14 protein-coding genes are annotated in these 18,436 nt (G+C 63.8%); 4 read left to right on the forward strand and 10 right to left on the reverse strand.

Annotated elements, in window-relative coordinates; genetic code table 11:
- Positions 1-21: 21 nt before the first annotated feature.
- From xdhB to SM130_RS05390, 6 genes are all read right to left on the reverse strand, one after another.
- Complete coding sequence (gene xdhB / locus SM130_RS05365; RefSeq protein ID WP_102823115.1) at positions 22-2,415, reverse strand: xanthine dehydrogenase molybdopterin binding subunit; 2,394 nt, start codon at positions 2,413-2,415, stop codon at positions 22-24.
- Positions 2,408-3,847 (reverse strand): xanthine dehydrogenase small subunit, encoded by a 1,440-nt coding sequence (xdhA, locus tag SM130_RS05370; RefSeq protein ID WP_102823116.1) that lies wholly within the window; start codon positions 3,845-3,847, stop codon positions 2,408-2,410. Before xdhA ends, xdhB begins: the two co-directional genes overlap by 8 nt.
- A 162-nt stretch (positions 3,848-4,009) precedes the next feature.
- The gene (locus SM130_RS05375; protein WP_102823117.1) at positions 4,010-4,984 is read right to left on the reverse strand and encodes a 2-oxoglutarate and iron-dependent oxygenase domain-containing protein; all 975 of its coding nucleotides are present in this window, start codon (positions 4,982-4,984) and stop codon (positions 4,010-4,012) included.
- 139 nt (positions 4,985-5,123) lie between these two features.
- Positions 5,124-6,215 (reverse strand): BMP family ABC transporter substrate-binding protein, encoded by a 1,092-nt coding sequence (locus SM130_RS05380; protein WP_102823118.1) that lies wholly within the window; start codon positions 6,213-6,215, stop codon positions 5,124-5,126.
- 202 nt (positions 6,216-6,417) lie between these two features.
- Positions 6,418-7,773 carry an 8-oxoguanine deaminase gene (locus SM130_RS05385; RefSeq protein WP_102823119.1) on the reverse strand — a complete coding sequence of 452 codons (1,356 nt, stop codon included), beginning with the start codon at positions 7,771-7,773 and terminating at the stop codon, positions 6,418-6,420.
- Between the two features lie 240 nt (positions 7,774-8,013).
- Positions 8,014-8,694 carry an SDR family oxidoreductase gene (locus SM130_RS05390; protein WP_102823120.1) on the reverse strand — a complete coding sequence of 227 codons (681 nt, stop codon included), beginning with the start codon at positions 8,692-8,694 and terminating at the stop codon, positions 8,014-8,016.
- 208 nt (positions 8,695-8,902) lie between these two features.
- On the opposite strand from SM130_RS05390, the gene SM130_RS05395 reads away from it, so the two are divergent.
- Positions 8,903-11,620 (forward strand): cation-transporting P-type ATPase, encoded by a 2,718-nt coding sequence (locus SM130_RS05395; protein ID WP_102823121.1) that lies wholly within the window; start codon positions 8,903-8,905, stop codon positions 11,618-11,620.
- Positions 11,621-11,642: 22 nt separating this feature from the next.
- Here SM130_RS05395 and mltF read toward each other — a convergent pair whose 3' ends face one another.
- Positions 11,643-13,103, reverse strand: a complete 1,461-nt coding sequence (mltF, locus tag SM130_RS05400) for a membrane-bound lytic murein transglycosylase MltF (protein ID WP_102823122.1) — start codon at positions 13,101-13,103, stop codon at positions 11,643-11,645.
- Between the two features lie 170 nt (positions 13,104-13,273).
- On the opposite strand from mltF, the gene SM130_RS05405 reads away from it, so the two are divergent.
- On the forward strand, positions 13,274-13,549 hold the full coding sequence (locus tag SM130_RS05405; protein ID WP_102823123.1) for a GIY-YIG nuclease family protein: 276 nt from the start codon (positions 13,274-13,276) through the stop codon (positions 13,547-13,549).
- Positions 13,550-13,638: 89 nt separating this feature from the next.
- A complete protein-coding gene (locus SM130_RS05410) occupies positions 13,639-14,577 on the forward strand; it encodes a glutathione S-transferase family protein (protein WP_102823124.1) in 939 nt (312 codons plus the stop codon).
- 3 nt (positions 14,578-14,580) lie between these two features.
- Here SM130_RS05410 and SM130_RS05415 read toward each other — a convergent pair whose 3' ends face one another.
- The 3 genes from SM130_RS05415 to yejK are packed head-to-tail and all read right to left on the reverse strand — an operon-like array spanning position 14,581 to position 17,253.
- Positions 14,581-15,408: a DUF4344 domain-containing metallopeptidase gene (locus SM130_RS05415; protein WP_102823851.1), complete on the reverse strand. Its 828-nt coding sequence runs from the start codon at positions 15,406-15,408 to the stop codon at positions 14,581-14,583.
- Between the two features lie 11 nt (positions 15,409-15,419).
- Positions 15,420-16,238 (reverse strand): hypothetical protein, encoded by an 819-nt coding sequence (locus SM130_RS05420; RefSeq protein WP_102823125.1) that lies wholly within the window; start codon positions 16,236-16,238, stop codon positions 15,420-15,422.
- Positions 16,239-16,245: 7 nt separating this feature from the next.
- Positions 16,246-17,253, reverse strand: coding sequence for a nucleoid-associated protein YejK (yejK, locus tag SM130_RS05425; protein WP_102823126.1), 1,008 nt, complete (start codon positions 17,251-17,253; stop codon positions 16,246-16,248).
- Positions 17,254-17,463: 210 nt separating this feature from the next.
- Here yejK and SM130_RS05430 point away from each other — a divergent pair, with 210 nt between their 5' ends.
- On the forward strand, positions 17,464-18,363 hold the full coding sequence (locus SM130_RS05430; protein ID WP_102823127.1) for a UbiA family prenyltransferase: 900 nt from the start codon (positions 17,464-17,466) through the stop codon (positions 18,361-18,363).
- The last annotated feature ends 73 nt before the right edge of the window (positions 18,364-18,436 follow it).

Below are 18,436 nucleotides of genomic sequence, written 5' to 3' on the forward strand. Positions count from 1 at the left end.
TCCTTTGCGTTACGAGGCCGCTCAGCTAATCGTTTCGGTTGCCGGTAGCGGCGCAGCCTTGGCCGTCCGCTTCAACTTGCGCATCTGCTCCACCCCCCACAGCACCCGTTCGGGCGTCGCCGGCGCGTCGATCTTCGGCTGCGCCTTGTAGTCCGCCAGACTGGCGACGGCGTCCTTGATTGCACACCAGACCGAAATGCCGAGCATGAACGGCGGCTCGCCGACGGCCTTGGAATGGAACACGGTGTCTTCCGGATTCTTGCGGTTTTCCACCAGCTTGACCCGCAGATCCAGCGGCATGTCGGCAACGGCCGGAACTTTGTAGCTGGCCGGGCCGCTGGTCATCAGCTTGCCCTTGTCGTTCCACACCAGCTCTTCCATGGTCAGCCAGCCCATGCCCTGGACGAAGCCGCCTTCTACCTGGCCGATATCGATAGCCGGATTCAGCGAGGCGCCGACGTCATGCAGGATGTCGCTGCGCAGCATCTTGTACTCGCCTGTCAGCGTATCGACGATCACCTCCGAGCAGGCCGCGCCGTAGGCGAAGTAGTAGAACGGCCGGCCGCGCGCCTGGCTGCGGTCGTAGTAGATCTTCGGCGTGCGGTAGAAGCCGGTGGACGACAGCGACACCTGCCCGAAATAGGCCTGCTGAATCAGCTCGTCGAACGATACGTACCGGTCACGCACGCGCACCTGACCGTTCTTGAATTCCACGTCCTCTTCGGTGACCTGGTAATGCCGCGCGGCAAATTCGACCAACCGCTGCTTGATGGTCTGGGCGGCGTTCTGCGCTGCTTTACCGTTGAGGTCGGTACCGCTGGAAGCGGCGGTTGGCGAGGTGTTCGGCACCTTGTCGGTGTTCGTCGCGGTGATCTGGATGCGATCAATGTCGACCTGGAACACCTCGGCCACCACCTGGGCCACCTTGGTATTCAAGCCCTGACCCATTTCTGTGCCGCCATGGTTCAGGTGGATGCTGCCGTCGGTGTAGACGTGCACCAGCGCGCCGCCCTGGTTGAGGAAGCTGGCGGTAAAGCTGATTCCGAATTTCACCGGCGTCAGCGACAGGCCCTTCTTGAGGATCGGACTTGTGGCGTTAAACGCACGGATCTCCTCGCGGCGCCTGGCGTATTCACTGCTGGCTTCGAGCTCGGCGGTCATCTCCTCGAGCATGTTGTGCTCGACGGTCTGGTAGTACGGGGTGACGTTGCGCTCGGTCTTGCCGTAATAGTTGCGCTTGCGGACGTCCAGCGGGTCCTTGCCCAGCTCGCGTGCCACCGCGTCCATGATCTCCTCGATGGCGACCATGCCTTGCGGGCCGCCAAAGCCGCGGTAGGCGGTGTTGGAGGCCAGGTTGGTCTTGCAGCGATGGCCGTTGATGGTGGCGTCGCCCAGGTAATAGGCGTTGTCGGAGTGGAACATGGCGCGGTCGACGATGGAGCCGGAGAGGTCCGGCGAGTAGCCGCAGTTGCCGGCCAGGTCGATCTCGATACCGTGCAGCAGGCCGTCATCATCGAAGCCGACGTCGTACTCGACGTAGAACGGATGGCGCTTGCCGGTCATGGTCATGTCTTCCATGCGTGGCAGGCGCATCTTGGTCGGGCGGCCAGTGAGGTGCGCGATCACCGCGCACATGCACGCAGGGCCCGCGGCCTGGGTTTCCTTGCCGCCGAAGCCGCCGCCCATGCGGCGCATGTCGATGACGATCTTGTTCATCGAGACGCCGAGCACTTCGGCAACCAGCTTCTGTACTTCGGTGGGGTTTTGCGTCGAGGTATAGACAATCATGCCGCCGTCTTCGGTCGGCATCACCGAGGAAACCTGGGTTTCAAGATAGAAGTGCTCCTGCCCGCCGATGTGCAGACTGCCTTGCAGTCTGCGGGGGGCGGCGGCAAGCGCGGTCGCCGAATCGCCGCGCTGGTGCGTATGGCTGTCGAGCACGAAGTGCTTCTTGTGCAGCGCATCGACCACGTCGAGCACCGGTTCCAGGTCTTCGTATTCGATGATCGCAGCCATGGCCGCCTTGCGGGCGGTTTCCAGGCTGTCGGCGGCGACGGCGATCACCGGCTGGCCGATGAACTCGACAATACCGTCCGCCAGCAGTGGGTCACCGGGCATGACCGCGCCGATGTCCAGCTGACCCGGCACGTCCTGAGCGGTGATGGCGATGGCGACGCCGGGCACTTCATAGCAGGGCGCCGTGTCGATGCGCACGATGCGTGCGTGGGCACGGTCGCTCATCCGGGCGTAGACGTGCAGCTGGTTGGGGAATTCCAGACGGTCGTCGACATAGACCGCTTCGCCGGTAACGTGCTTGGGCGCGCTGTCATGCTTGACGCCACGGCCGACGCCAGTCACCAGATCCTGCTTGAACAGGGCGGCCAATTCTTCTTGTGACTTGGTTGGCTTATGCATAGGAAGTGACCCTCGTTTCATACGCCGGCGCTTGTTGTTCGTGGAAGCATTTGCGCAGCAGATTCTGGGCGACCAGCAGGCGGTATTCGCGGCTGGCACGGAAGTCGGTGAGCGGCGTGAAGTCCTTTCCCAGCGCTTCGCAGGCGCGCTCGATGGTGTCGGCATTGAACGGCGCGCCGATCAGCGCGCGCTCGCAGGCCACCGCGCGTTTCGGAATGGCGGCCATGCCGCCGAAGGCGACGCGGGCATCGTCGATCAGCCCATTTTCGAGCTTCAGGTCGAACGCGGCGCAGACCGCGGAGATGTCATCGTCCAGACGCTTGGACACCTTGTAGGCGCGGAACACCCGGTTGGCCTGGGCGCGCGGCACGATAATCTTCTCGATGAACTCGCCTTGTTCGCGGGCGGTGACCTTGTAGTCGATGAAGTAATCCTGCAGCAGCAACGTCCGGCTGTTGCTGCCCTTGCGCAGGACCACTTGAGCGCCTAGAGCGATCAATAGCGGCGGCGAATCGCCGATGGGCGAGGCATTGCCGATGTTGCCACCCAGGGTGCCCTGGTTGCGGATCTGCAGGGAGGCGAAGCGATGCAGCAGTTCGCCAAAGTCCGGGTATTCCTGCGCCAGCGCCTCGTAGCAATCGGTCAGCGGGGTGGCCGCGCCGATCTCGATACTGCTGTCGGTGATTTCGACCTTCTTCATCTCGGCGATGTGGCCAACGTAGATCATCACCGGCAGCTCGCGGTGGAACTGGGTGACTTCCAGCGCGAGGTCGGTGCCACCGGCGAGCAGGCGGGCATCGGGGTTGGCGCTGTAAATGTCGGCCAGGTCGCCCACGGTCAGTGGCGACAGGCAGCGCTTGTCACCGCTGTTCAGCTCGGCGGTTTCGCGCGGTTCGATGGCTTTCAGCTGAGCGATGGTGTCGGCTTCGCGGGCGTCGAACTGATCCGGCTGCTTGCCGCAGCAGGCCTGCTCGGCCGCTTCCAGTATCGGGCGGTAGCCGGTGCAGCGGCAGAGGTTGCCAGCCAGTGCTTCGTGGGTGTCGGCCTTGTCGTAACCGTCTGCCGACTTCTGCAAAGCGAACAGACTCATGACGAAGCCTGGTGTGCAGAACCCGCACTGCGAGCCGTGGCAGTCGACCATGGCTTGCTGAACGCTGTGCAGCTGGCCCTGATGCTTGAGGTCTTCCACAGTAATCAGCTGCTTGCCGTGCAGGGCGGAGACGAAGGTCAGGCAAGAGTTGAGGGTGCGGTAGCGCAGGCGGTCGCCCACCAGCTCGCCGACTGCGACGGTGCACGCGCCGCAGTCGCCGGAGGCGCAGCCTTCCTTGGTGCCCGTTTTGCCGCGGTGCTCGCGCAGGTACTGCAGCACCGTGGTGTTGGGGTCGAGAGCCTGCTCATTGCGCAACTCACGATTGAGGAGAAACTGGATCACGGCGATGCCTCCGACTGTTGTTGTTCTGACGCGCAAACTATCGCTATCTGACTTTTCGGTCAACTAATTCCTGACTCAAAAGTCAATGCGTCAGACGAGCGCAGCTCGGACGAGTGGCTCGATGGCCATCGCCCGGGTTTTCCTACTGCAATTAAAGTCCGCTCAGGCCGATTCGGCCTCGCCCTGCCGTCGGTAGGCGTAGGTCTCGGCAAAGCGCGAGAGCATGTACCGGCTGCAAGTGGTGCTGGGATATTTCGGTGGGTTGTCATCGCTGTAGCAGCCGGGCAGGCAGCTGATTTCGGTGTCCGGGTGCGGCTCGGCGAAGAAGGGCATGGAATAGCGGTCCAGGCCCAGCGGGCTGACCACGCGATGCGGCGTCGACTTGTAACGGTCGTTGCTCCAGCGCGCCATCATGTCGCCGATGTTGACCACGTAGGTGCCTTCGATGGGCGGCGCGTCGATCCACTCGCCCTTGACGTTCTGCACCTGCAGACCGCCGGCCTGATCCTGATAGAGCAGAGTGACGCAGCCGTAGTCGGTGTGCGCGCCGGCCCCCTGCTGCTCGGCGCTGGTGGCCGTCTGCCGGGGCGGGTAGTGGATCATGCGGAACACGCTGATGGGCTCGACGAAGCGCTTGTCGAAAAAGTCCCGCTCGATGCCCAGCGCCAGGGTGATGGCACGCAGCAGGGTGCAGGCCAGGTCCTGCATGTCGCGGTAGTGGCCCTCCATCAGGTCGGTCCAGCTTTCGAGCTGAAGCGGATGACGGTTGGGCCCACGCAGCGGTTTTTCGGCCAGTACGTCCGGGTGGTCGGCACTCATGTGGAAACCCATGTCGAAGGTTTCCTTCAGGTCGCACGGCTGGCTCGGGTCCAGCTGCTCGGTGGCGACAGCACCGTAGCCGCGGTGATGGCTGCTCTGGGTGATATCGATCTTCAGCTTTTCGTCGGCGGGTAAGGCAAAGAAGCGCTGGGCGTGTTCGGTCAACGTAGCGATGCGCTCGGTGCTGATCGGATGGCCCTTTATATAAAAGAAGCCCCACTCGCGGCAGGCGCGGTCGATTGCCTTGGCAACCGCCAGGTGGCCGGCTTCGTCGGTGTTATAGAGCGGGGAAATATCGATGATGGGCAGTGCATTCATGGCTGACTCCGGTACGGCGCCGCCGGTCTTCTCGTACCGGCGGCTTTCGAGGGCTATGCCCCCTGCGTGCGGTTCGCCTGGTGGCGGGACAGCACGCAGATTCCGCAATGCGCCGGCATCAGGCCAGCGCAGGTAACGCTTACTTCGGCATTTCGGCCTTGAGGCCTTCGACGTAGTAGTTCATCGAGGCGAGGTCCTTGATGCTGGCGGTCTCGCCTTCGGCGATGCGGACTTCGCCAGCCTGGTCCTTGATCGGGCCGGTGAACGGATGGAATTCCCCGCTCTTGATGCTGGCGATGATTGCTTCGGCTTCGGCTTTCACGTCGGCAGGTACCAGGTCGCTGATTGGCAGGCTGATGCTGTCTTCGGCCAGGCCGCCCCAGAAATCCTCGGACTTCCAGTTGCCGGCCATTACTGCTTCGGCGGATTTGGCGTAATGCGGACCCCAGTCGTTGACGATGGAGGTCAGTACGGCCTTGGGCCCGAAGTGCTGCATGTCAGAGGCATAGCCGACGGAATAGGCGCCACGGCGCTCGGCGGCCTGGATCGGCGCCGGGCTGTCGGTGTGCTGGAAGACTACGTCAACGCCCTGATCGATCAGTGCGTTGGCGGCATCGGCTTCCTTGCCCGGATCGAACCAGGTGTTGACCCACACCACCTTGATCTCGGTGCCGGGATTGTATTTGTCCAGCGCCAGCTGGATGGCGTTGATGTCGCGGATCACTTCCGGAATCGGGAAGGAGGCGATGTAGCCGACCTTTTTGCTCTTGGTCATCTTCGCCGCAAGGAAGCCGCCGACGTAGCGGCCTTCATAGGAGCGGGTCAGATAGGTGCCGACGTTCTTCGCCTGCTTGTAGCCGGTAGCGTGTTCGAAGGTGACCTTGGGGAATTGCTTGGCGACCTTCAACGTCGGGTTCATGTAACCGAAGGAGGTGGTGAAAATCAGGTCGTAATCGCTCTTGGCCATGTTGCGGATCACCCGCTCGGCATCGGCGCCTTCTGGCACGTTCTCGACGAAGCTGGTCTTCACCTTGTCGCCGAGTTTTTCTTCCATGTACTTGCGGCCCTGCTCGTGCTGGTAGGTCCAGCCGTGGTCACCGATCGGGCCGATGTAGACGAAGCCGACCTTCAGCGGATCGGCGGCCGAAGCGGCAGCGGTGGTGAGGGCGGCACTGAAGCCGATCGCTGCGGCGAGAGTGCGCAGCAGGGTTTTCCGTGGGTTGTTCTGCATGGCGGGTGACGCTCCTGTTTGTCTAGCTACAGAGCCTGTGTTGGCTGATAGCTGGTTAGCAAAAAGCTGACCAACTGGACAGATACCTGCGTGACGCCGGCATGCGGCGCCTGAGCTTCGCCGATTGCGGCTGGTAGAGGCTTGCGCTGGTGCGCCAGTAATCCATGGCGCCCAGCTTTGGTGCAAGCGTTGTGCGTAGCGATCAGCCGTTGACCAGCTGTCGCGCCGCTTGTTGGTGATCGGCAATCAGCCCCTGCACGTCGAGGCCTTCGATCTGACCGTCGACGACACGCCATTTGCCGCCGATCATCACCCGGTCAGCACGATCGGCGGCGCACAGCAGTAACGCAGCAATGGGGTCGTGACTGCCGGAAAAGCGCAGTTCGTCGAGCTTGAACATTGCCAGGTCCGCCTGCTTGCCCACTGCCAGCTCGCCGATGTCGTTACGCCCGAGCAGGTGCGCCGACCCCCGGGTCGCCCAGCCGAGCACCTTCTGCGGGGTGATCTTCTCGGCGCCGTAGCGCAGGCGCTGGATAAACAATGCCTGGCGCGCTTCGAGCATCATATTGGAGGCATCGTTTGAGGCGGAGCCGTCGACCCCCAGGCCGATAGTGGCGCCTTTTTCCTCGAGTTCGAGGGTGTGGCAGATGCCGGAGGCCAGGCGCATGTTGGAGCTTGGGCAATGGCAGATGCCCACACCGGCTGCACCCAGGCGGTGAATTTCCACCTGGTTGAAATGGATGCCATGGGCCAGCCAGGTGCGTGGGCCGAGCCAGCCGACGCTCTGCAGGTAGTCCACGGTGCGCATGCCGAAGCGCTTCGCGCAGAACTCCTGCTCGTCCAGTGTCTCGGCCAGATGCGTATGCAGGCGTACGTCGCGCGCTTCGGCTATCTCCGCACAGGCACGCATGATGTCCGTGGTGACCGAGAACGGCGAGCACGGCGCCAGGGCGATCTGGATCTGCGCGCCATCGCCGCGCTCGTGGTAGCGCTCGATCAGCCGCTCGCTATCGGCAAGAATCGTCTCGGCGTCCTGCACCACGCTCTTGCAGGGCAGGCCGCCGTTCTCCTTGGACAGGTTCATCGAACCGCGGGTGAGCATGGCGCGCATACCTAGCTCGCGCACGACCTCGATCTGGATATCAATCGCTTCTTCCAGACCACCGGGGAACAGGTAATGGTGATCCGCCGCCGTGGTGCAGCCGGACAGCAGCAGCTCGGCCAGCGCCACCTTGCTTGCCAGCTGCAGTGCCTGTGGTGTCAGCCGCGCCCAGACCGGATAAAGGGTCAGTAGCCAGTTGAACAACGGCTCGTTGACCACCGGTCCCCAGGCGCGGGTGAGCGTTTGATAGAAGTGGTGATGGGTGTTGACCAGCCCCGGCAGTACCACATGTTCACGGGCGTCGAAGGTTTCGTCGACAGGCTGCGCGGGCGATGCGCCAGCAGCAAGCATTTCGGTGATGACACCGTCTTCGATCACTAGCCCGCCAGGGGCACGGTGGTCGTTGGCCGTGAACAGGGCGAGGGGATTCTTGATCCAGATGCGATGAGCAGCCATGGCTGGCTTTCTCCTGAATGGTTGAGTTCAGAGTAGCCAGCTCAGTTATGCCCTGTCTGCTGATCCAGGGGGCGGAGGCGTGGATGCCTCTGCCGAGAGGGAAAGATAAAGGGTTGCAATGGGTTTGTCACAGAGGGTTTGGCTCGACCTCATTAGCGGGCGCGGCTTGACCGCGAATGGATCTGGCAGCGAGGTTGTCTTTTCGCGGCCAAGCTTCTCCTACGGCGATTCTCGCATCCCTCACCAGGGCAACGGATCACCTTGGAAATCCAAATACCGATGCCCACCCTGCCCGATGGCACGGGTAACCTGCTCGACCATACCCCGGGTACTGGTCTCGACATCCAACGGCGCCTGGTCGCCGCCCATGTCGGTTTTTACCCAGCCGGGATGCATCGACAGCACGGTCAGCTTGGTCTCGCCGAGCCCGGCGACGAAGGTGCGGGTCATGTGATTCAGCGCGGCCTTGCTCGCGCCATACAGGTCCATGCCCATGCCCGGGCCGGTCTCGACGCTGCCGAGAATCGAACTCATGAACACCACCACGCCCCGTTCGGCATCCACCAGCGGCAGCAGCCGCTCGGCCAGGCGCACTGGTGCGACCGCATTGGTGAAGAACAGCTGGCCAACTTCCGCTTGAGTGGCTTGCGTGGCCGGTTTGTCCTGTGGCCCGGCAACGCCGGCGTTGACGTACAACACGTCGAGCCGGGTGCCGGCCAGGCGTGTGGCCAGCTGGTCTACGCTGCCCGCATCGTCCATATCCAGCGTCTCGACGCGTAGTTGCGGTATCTGGCGAAGCGTTTCTGCATGCTGCGGGTTGCGCACCGTGGCGATCACCTGCCAGCCTGCGCTGGAAAACTGCTTGGCCAGGCCGAGGCCCAGGCCGCGGGAAGCGCCGATGATGAGTACGGTTTTTTGCATGGGTGCGTCCTCGGTAGATCATGACTGACGGGCAAGAATAGCGCGGCAGTGGACTTTGCGGGTCGCCTCGGCGGCGTGCGGCATTTGACCGCTGCATGAGTGTTGCAAGCCGTTTCCCTACGATGGCATAGAAGGCTCTATTTCGGCTCTTATGGGCTAGCTCTGCCGGTGCGGCTGGTAGCACCGAATCAATGATCAGGGGGATCCAATGCTCGAACAGCAAACCCAATCGAACCGCTGGCACGCGTGCCAGACCGATGAGGCATTGCTTGCGCTGGAGTCTTCGAGCGCCGGCCTGACTCACGAGCAGGCCCAGCAGCGGCTGCTCGAGTATGGCCCCAATCGGCTCGACGAGGCCAAGCAGGCAAGCATCTGGCAGCGCCTGCTGCGCCATGTAAACAACGTGCTGCTCTATGTGCTGATCGCCGCTGCGCTGGTGACTGCATTGATGAGCCACTGGGTCGATACCTTCGTCATCCTGGCGGTGGTGGTGCTCAACGTGGTGATCGGCTTCGTCCAGGAAGGCAAGGCGGAGAAGGCCCTGCAGGCTATCCGCCACTTGCTGGCGCCGCATGCGGTGGTGCTGCGTGATGGTCGCCAGCAGGACATCGATGCCGCCGAGTTGGTGCCTGGTGATGTGGTGCTGCTGGCTTCGGGCGATAGCCTGCCGGCCGATGTGCGTTTGCTGCAGGCGCGCAACCTGCGCGTCGACGAGGCGGCGCTGACCGGTGAATCGGTCCCCGTCGACAAGCAGGTCGGCGCCGTGGACGATGCTGCCTCAATCGGTGATCGCCTCTGCATGGGCTATGCCGGCACGCTGGTGACCCAGGGCCAGGCGCGTGCGGTGGTGGTCGCCACTGGCGCGGCTACCGAGATCGGCCGCATCGGTCGCATGCTGGAATCGGTGGAGCAGGGCACCACGCCGCTGCTGCGCAAGATGGAAGAGTTCGGTCGCATCCTGACCATGGTCATCCTGGCGACCGGCGCGCTGCTGTTTCTCTTCGGCACGCTGGTGCGCGGCGTGGGCGCCGGCGAGATGTTCATGGCAGCGGTGGGGCTCTCGGTGGCGGCTATTCCGGAGGGGCTGCCGGCGATCATGACCATCACCCTGGCCATCGGCGTACAACGCATGGCGACGCGCAACGCGGTGATTCGCCGTCTGCCGGCGGTGGAAACCCTGGGCTCGGTGACGGTGATTTGTTCGGACAAGACCGGCACGCTGACCCGCAATGAGATGACCGTGCAGCAGGTGGTTTGCGCCGGCCAGTCATTGGAAGTCGAAGGCGCCGGCTACGCCCCGCAAGGTACGTTGTCGTTCGACGGCGCGGCAGTCGAACCGGCCATGCTTCAGGCACGCTCGCCGGCTGCTCGCGCACTGGTGGAAGCAGCGGCGCTGTGCAATGACGCCAGCCTGCATGAGAAAGATCAGGCATGGGTGCTGGCCGGGGATCCCACCGAGGGCGCGTTGCTGACCCTGGCGATGAAGGCCGGGTTGTCGCCATCAGCGCTGCAGGTCGATCGGCCGCGGCTGGACGTGATCCCCTTCGAGTCCGAGCATCGTTTCATGGCGACATTGCATGCCTGCGAAGGCGCGCGCGAGGTACTGCTCAAGGGCGCACCGGAGCGCGTGCTGGCAATGTGTTCCTACCAGCTTGAGGCCGATGGCGAGGAGCGGGTGCTGGAAGAGGCACACTGGCACGAGCAGATCGAAACACAGGCACGCGCTGGTCGGCGAGTGCTGGCCCTGGCCAGGCGCAGGCTGGCCGCCGACAAGCAGGGCCTCGAGCATGCCGATGTCGCCAGTGGCCTTACGCTGCTCGGTCTGGTCGGCATCATCGATCCGCCGCGCGACGAGGCGATAACCGCCGTCGCGCAATGCCGCGCTGCCGGCATCCGCGTGGTCATGATCACCGGTGACCATGGCGTGACCGCCAGCGCCATCGCCAGGCAGCTGGGCATGGGCGACGACATCAAGGCGATCACCGGGCCCGAGCTGGAGCAGATGGACGAAACGGCCATGCGCCAAGCGGTCGCCGAAGCCCGCGTGTTCGCCCGTGCGAGCCCGGAGCACAAGCTGCGTCTGGTGCGCGCGCTACAGGCCAACGGTGAGGTGGTCGCCATGACCGGTGACGGTGTCAACGACGCGCCGGCATTGAAACAGGCCGATGTCGGTGTCGCCATGGGCATGAAGGGCACCGAGGCGGCCAAACAGGCTGGCGCCATCGTGCTGGCCGATGACAACTTCGCCTCCATCGCCCATGCAGTGGAAGAGGGGCGTACGGTCTACGACAACCTGCGCAAGACGGTGACCTTCCTGCTGCCGATCAATGGCGGTGAGTCGCTGTCGCTGTTGCTTGCCGTGCTGCTCGGCATCGCCTTGCCGATCACGCCGGTGCAGGTGCTCTGGGTCAACATGGTCAGCTCCGTGGCGCTGGCATTGGTGCTGGCCTTCGAGCCAACCGAGGCGGACGTCATGCAGCGTCCGCCACGGCGACCGGACGAGCCGATGCTGTCACGCTTCGTCATCTGGCGGATCTTCTTCGTCTCGGCGCTGTTTCTCGCCGGCATCTTCGGCATGTACCAGTGGATGCTCTCTCAGGGCGAGACGGTAGAAGCAGCGCGCACCGTGGCGGTGAATACGCTGGTCTGCATGGAGGTGTTCTATCTGTTCAGCGTGCGTTACCTGAAGGCGCCTTCCTTTACCGTGCAAGGCGTGAAGGGCACGCCGCGAGTGCTGGTGGCGGTGTTTGGCGTGTTCGCGCTGCAGTTGTTGTTCACCTACGCGCCATTCATGCAATCGCTGTTCGCCTCCGAGGCGCTACCGCTGACCACCGGCGTGCTGGTGGTGCTCGCCGGTGTGGCGGTGCTGGTGATTCTGGAAGTCGAGAAGGCACTGCTGCGTCGTGTGGGGGCCGGCCCGTCGTGAGGCGGAGCCGGTAGCCGAGCGCTCAGAGCGGCGGCAGTTCTTCCATCAGGTCGGTGGCGTAGATGCCGGGGATATGCAGGTCACTCTTGGCGAGCTGCTGGCCTTCCATCTGCGGCTGGGTCACCCAGGTGAGGATGTCGTAGTAGCGGCGGATGTTGGCCACGAAGTGCACCGGCTCGCCGCCGCGGGCATAGCCGTAGCGTGTCTTGCTATACCACTGTTTCTGCGACAGGCGCGGCAGCATCTGTTTCACGTCCAGCCACTTGTTGGGGTCCAGCCCTTCGGCTTCGGCCAGCTTGCGGGCGTCTTCCAAGTGGCCACCGCCGACGTTGTAGGCGGCGAGGGCGAACCAGGTGCGGTCCGGCTCTTCGATGCTGCCCGGCAGGCCCGTATGGATCTTGACCAGATACTTGCCGCCGCCCTGGATGCTTTGCACCGGGTCGAGGCGGTTGGTCACGCCCATTGCATTCGCGGTGCGCAGGGTCAGCATCATCAGACCGCGCACGCCGGTCTTGGAGGTGGCCTCGGGCTGCCAATGGGATTCCTGATAGCCGATCGCCGCCAGCAGACGCCAGTCGATGCCATGTCGCTTGGCGGTTTCGCGGAAGGCTTTTTCGTATCGCGGCAGTCGTTGCTGCAGGTGTTTGGCGAAAGCGTAGGCGCCGACGTAACCGAGCACGTCTACATGACCGTAGTAGCGCTCGCGCAGCCGCTGCAGGGTGCCGTTCTGCTGGGCCTGTTCGAGGAAGGAGTCGGCGGCCTTGAGCAGGCTGTCGTCCTCACCCTTGGCGACGATCCAGGCCAGGCTGTTCTGCTCGCCCACATCGAAACCGGCGCGGATATTGGTGAAATACACCTGGTTCATGGACATCTCGTTGGATTCCACCAGGGTCAGGTCGATCTGCCCCTCATCGACCATGCGCAGCAGGTCGACGACTTCCACCGCATCGGATTCCTCATAGCGCAGCTCCGGGTACTCGGCCTGCAGCGAGGCGAGCTTTTCCGCCTGGCTGCTGCCCTTGAGTACCAGGATGCGCTTGCCGATCAGGTCCTGCGGATTGGTCGGCCGGCGCTGGCCGCTGCGGTAGACCACCTGCGTGGTGACGTCGAGATAGGAGCGGGTGAAGCGCGCCAGTTCCATCCGACCTTCGCTGGCAACCAGGCCGGCAGCGGCCAGCGCGGGGCCGCCGGGGCGGTTCAGGCGGCTGAATATTTCTTCGATGTTGTCGGCGGTTTCGATCTGCAGTTCGACGCCGAGATTGCTGGCGAATCGCTTGACCAGCTCGTACTCGAAGCCGGCCTCGCCGTTGCGGTCCTGGAAGTAGGTGGAAGGGCTGTTGCGGGTGATCACGCGCAGGACGCCTTCCTCCCGTATCCGCTCCAGCTCGCTGGGCTTTTCGGCGCAGCTGCTGAGCATCAGGAAGAGTCCGGTCGCCAACAGCCAGATGGCGCAGCGCTTGCGGAACACGGTTTGGGCAAACATCGGCGCAGTATACGCAAAGGCGAACCGCCACCATATCTGGACAGCTAACTGGCACTCTGCTAAGTGGGCAGCGCAAACGATGACGCAAGAGCGCTGGCAACTGGATGCCTCGCGCAAGTTGGGCATAATGCCGGCCCGACTCGCCGCTGCATCGAGGCTTTCTTTTTCCCATGACCGAGGTGATGCCAAAACCCTGGTTCGTCTATCTGGTCCGCGCCGCCAACGGTGCGTTGTATTGCGGTATCAGCGACGACGCACAACGGCGCTTTGCCGAGCATCAGCGTGGACGTGGCGCGCGCTTCTTCCATTCCAGTCCGGCGCAGGCGCTGGTTTATGTCGAGGCCTGCGCCAGCAAGGGCGATGCGCTGCGGAGGGAGATTGCCATCAAGCGATTGGACAAGCGCGCCAAGGAGCGCCTGGTGAGTCTCGCCGCTCCGGTCGCGTGAATGATGCGTTAATCAGCCGGTAGGCTCGCTCGGGCGGAGCGTCTAAGCTGATGTCCTCGATCTCACCCATCCATCTGGCGGAGCCTGCCATGCACGAGCTGATCCTGCACCACTATCCCACCTCGCCCTTTGCCGAAAAGGCGCGTCTGATGCTGGGGTTCAAGCAGTTGTCCTGGCGCTCGGTGATGATCCCCCCGGTCATGCCCAAGCCCGATCTGACCGCCCTGACCGGTGGCTACCGGCGCACGCCAGTGCTGCAGGTCGGTGCCGATGTCTATTGCGATACTGCGTTGATCGCGCGTCGCCTCGAAGCTGAAAAGGCCACGCCGGCGCTGTTTCCCGAAGGCCAGGAGTTTGCCGCCGCGACACTGGCCAAGTGGGCCGATTCGGTGCTGTTCCTGAATGCGGTGAGCCTGGTGTTCCAGCCTGAGTCGATGGCGTTGCGCTTCGCCCAGGTGCCCAAGGAATTCGTCCAGACCTTCAGCAAGGATCGTGCGCAGCTTTTCGCCAACGGCTCGGTGAGTCGCGTTTCGCTGGAGCAGGCAAAGAACGACTGGCCGACCTTCATGACGCGCCTGCAGCAGCAACTGGCGCGTGAGCAGGGCGAATTCCTGCTGGGTGCGGCACCGTCGATCGCCGACTTCTCCGTCGCGCATTGCCTGTGGTTCCTGCGCGCTACCCCGGTTACCGCGCCGCTGGTGGATACTTATCCGGATGTCAGTGCCTGGCTGGGCAAGGTGCTCGGCGTGGGACATGGCTCAAGCAGCGAGCTGTCCGCCGAAGACGCGCTGCGCATGGCGCTCGAGGCTGAGCCTGCGGCGCTGCCGGATGAGGCTTTCTCTGAACCCAACGGCTTCCACGAAGGCCAGCAGGTCGCTATTGCGGCGGTGGATTACGGCGCCGATCCGGTCGAGGGCGAGCTGGTCTTCGCTGGCATGGAAGAGCTGATCGTGCGCCGCAGCGACGATCGCACCGGTGTCGTGCATGTGCACTTCCCGCGAATCGGCTACCGGATCGAAGCGCGCTGAGGCCTAGTGCGGCGCGGCTGCAGCACTGCGCAGCCGCGGCAGTTCCGCAGCCAGGTCGCGGAAATAGGCGATGCGCTCGTAGCACAGCGTCAGCTCACCACTGATGCGGTTGAACCAGGCGTCCGGAGCGCCGCAGGTGCTCATGCGCAGGGTGAGGTCGCGGGGCAGGTCGAAGGCATCGCTGGCTTTGGCCGCGACCGCTTCGAGTTCGCCGCTGGCGCGAATCTTTTCCAGCAGTTCGGCACCGCCCGGCAGATGCCCGGGTGGGGTGTCGTAGATCACCTGAATGCGATGCCGCGCCGGTTGCTCGTCGCTGCGGCCGAAATGTTCGCGAAACCACTGCACCGCGTGGGCGGCCTGCGCATATTCCTCGGGACAGTACAGCGCCCGTTCCACCGGCAACCCGCTTACCTCCAGCACCCAGTCCAACCGGTCCGGATCACTGCCATAGGCCAGGCAGGCAATGTTGTAGAAGCGCTGGGCATCCAGTGCATGGCTGTCCCAGACCGGTACCTGTGCGCCGTTGCGCTCCGCGCTCTGCCATTCCAAGCGCCAGTAATCGGCGACGTCCATCAGCTTGGCGTAGAAGTCGTCGCGGTGCTGTTCCTGCTGCAGCAGGAACAGGCCCATGAAGCCGAGCTGGTCGGCGGCGTCTTCCTCACGGCCCAACACCGGCAGCTGCAGTTCGCTGATCAGCAGGTGCCCCATCTCGTGCATCAGGGTGAACTCGGCATTGGCCACGGTGAAGCGAACTTCATCTACCGACAGCTTCGCCGCCGCGTCAACTTGCTGCGCCTGGGCCAGCGCAGGCAGAAGCAGTAACAGCACCATGCCGATGCGCGTCACGGCGTGCTGTCCAGATCGGCATGGCTGAACGGCGCCGGGCGCGTCGGCCATTCGAGCGCCAGGCGTTCGAACTCGCGGGCGAGCAGGCTGGCGGCGAGCAGGTCGCGCAGCCAGCGGTGGTCGGCAGGAATCACGTACCAGGGCGCCGCATCGCTGTGGCTATGGCACAGCACCTCCGCCCATTGCGCCTGTTGCTCGGCGAAGTGGCGGTGGTCGTGCAGATCGCCGAGGGTCAGCTTCCAGCGCTTTTCTGGCTGCTCCAGGCGCCGATGCAAGCGTTTCTTCTGCTCATCGACGGACAGTTGCAGATAGCACTTGAGCGGGCGAATCCCGCTGGCTGGCAGCTGATGTTCGAAAGCCTCGATCGCAGCCTGACGCGGCGGGATGTCAGCGGGTGTGCACAGACCATCGCGCAGATCGCTGACCAGCGTTTCGTAGTAGCTGCGATTGAATATGCCGAGCATGCCGGGCGCGGGCAGGCGTGTCCGGTAGCGCCAGAGGAAATCGTGGTGACGTTCTTCCTCGCTCGGCGCCTGGAAGCTGTGCGGCGCAAGACCCAGCGGATCGAGACCAGCGAGCACGCGGCGGATTACGCCGTTCTTGCCGGAGCAATCCGGCCCTTGCAACACCAGAAGCAGCGCGTCGCGCTGGTTGGCCCAGAGCATGGTCTGCTGCACGCGCAGCCAATCTTTCAGGCTTGCCAGCTGCACCTGTGCCTGTACTTTGTCCAGGTCGAAACAGCGTGCCGGATCACGCCCCAGCGGCGCTGCCGGGTCGCACAGGCAATCATCGAGAACGGCGTTTCCTAGGCGCATGGCGCGGTCAGTCCTTGCGCCGCTTGAGCTGGTCCTTCAGTTGGGTCGGCAGTTGGCGGATGATCAGCATGTCGCGCGCCTCGTCGTATTCGACCTTCGAGCCCAGCAGATGCGACTCGAAGCTGATCGACAGCCCTTCGGCCCGCCCGGTGAAGCGCTGAAACTGGTTGAGCGTGCGTTTGTCGGCAGGAATCTCCGGCGACAGGCCATAGTCCTTGTTGCGGATGTGCTCGTAGAAGGCACGCGGACGCTCCTCGTCGATCACCCCGGACAGCTCTTCCAGCGACATGGGTTCGCCGATCTTCGACTGGCTGCTGGCGTAGCCGACCAGCGCGCTGGTCTTCTCCCGCGCTTTCTCCTCCGGCAGGTCCTCGCTTTCGACGTAATCGCTGAACGCCTTGAGCAGGGTGCGCGTTTCGCCCGGGCCGTCGACGCCCTCCTGACAGCCGATGAAGTCGCGGAAGTACTCGGACACCTTCTTGCCGTTCTTGCCCTTGATGAAGGAGATGTACTGCTTCGATTGCTTGTTGTTCTGCCACTCGGAAATGTTGATCCGCGTCGCCAGATGCAGCTGGCCGAGGTCGAGGTGCCTGGCTTCGGTCACGTCCAGCGAGTCGGTCACGGTAACGCCGTTGCTGTGATGCAGCAGGGCAATGGCCAGGTAATCAGTCATGCCCTGCTGATAGTGGGCGAACAGCACGTGGCCGCCGGTGGAGAGGTTGGATTCTTCCATCAGCTTCTGCAGATGCTCGACCGCCTGGCGGCTGAACGCGGTGAAGTCGTTATTACCTTCCATGTACTGCGTGAGCCAGCCGCTGAACGGGTAGGCGCCGGATTCGTCGTGGAAAAAGCCCCAGGCCTTGCCTTGCTTGGCGTTGTAGCTCTCGTTGAGATCGGCCAGCAAGTTCTCGATGGCCTGGGAGTTGCCCAGCTCCGAGTCACGGGCATGGAGCACGGCGGGGGTGCCGTCCGGCTTTTTCTCGATCAGGTGGACGATACAGTGGCGGATGGGCATGGCGATCTCACGGCTGGAATGCAACAGGTGGGGCAGTTTACCCGAGAGCAGGCATCGCGTGGCCTGTGTCCCGAAGCGTCGCCGCAGGCGAGAACTGCGTTGGGGTTGCCACAAGCAGTGCCTGCTCGGCATTGAGCGGATCTGGGTCAAAGACCACGGGTGGCGTTGGCGTTAGCCTGCCGTACGCAAGGTGAATGTGGGGGTAGGACGATGAGCGGAACCTGGGACTGGCTGGGAGTGGTGCGCGGTCGTTTCCTGCTGCTGACGCTGAGCTGCGTGGCGCTCGGGCTGGCCTTGGCCGCGCGCGGGCGATCGGATGCGGTTCCCGTCGTAGATGCCGTGCTGGTGCTACTTGGCGCCTTGGCTGCCCATGCCGCAGTCAATGCGCTGAACGAGTGGAGCGATTACCGCAGCGGCCTCGACCTGCGTACCCGTCGTACCGCATTCAGCGGCGGCAGCGGCACCCTGCTGGCGCATCCGCACTTGCTTGGCCGCACCCTGCTGCTTGGTCTCGGCAGCCTGCTGGGCTGCGCGTTGATTGGCCTGTTTTTCCTGCTACGCCAGCCGCAACTGACGCTCAGCCTGGCACCGCTTGGCCTGGCGGGCCTGCTGCTGGTGGTGGTCTACACGCCCTGGCTGACCCGCCATCCCTGGCTGTGCCTGTTCGCGCCAGGCCTGGGTTTTGCGCTCATGGTGCTGGGTACGCGCATCGTTCTCGGCGGCCCACCGAACACCGGGGATCTGCTGTTGATCCTGCCGGCCCTGTTGCTATGCAACAACCTGCTGTTGCTCGGCCAGTTTCCGGACATCGAGGCCGATCGCGCCGTTGGCCGGCGCACCCTGCCCATGCACATCGGCGTCGAAAAGGCTTTGCACGTGGCGCTTGTGCAGTGGCTGCTGACATACGGGGTGCTGTTGGCCATGCTGACGCAGCCCGGTCTGTCCGGCGCCGCTCTGGGACTGCTGAGCCTGCCGCTCGCTCTGCGCGCGGCATGGCTGCTGCGGCGTGAACCGTTGCAGGCACAACACCTGCTGCCGGCGCTGGGGTTGAATGCGGCAGTCAGCGTAGCGACGCCGCTGCTGATGGCGGTAGGCCTGCTGGCGCTATAGCGCTCTGCCGGTGAGTAGCTCGGCGGACACATGGGGTGACGAAAGAAAGGCTTAACTGAGTAAACTGGTCGCC

Origin of the sequence: Stutzerimonas stutzeri (assembly GCF_038561965.1) — a bacterium.
Classification (GTDB): Bacteria; Pseudomonadota; Gammaproteobacteria; order Pseudomonadales; family Pseudomonadaceae; genus Stutzerimonas; species Stutzerimonas stutzeri_AA.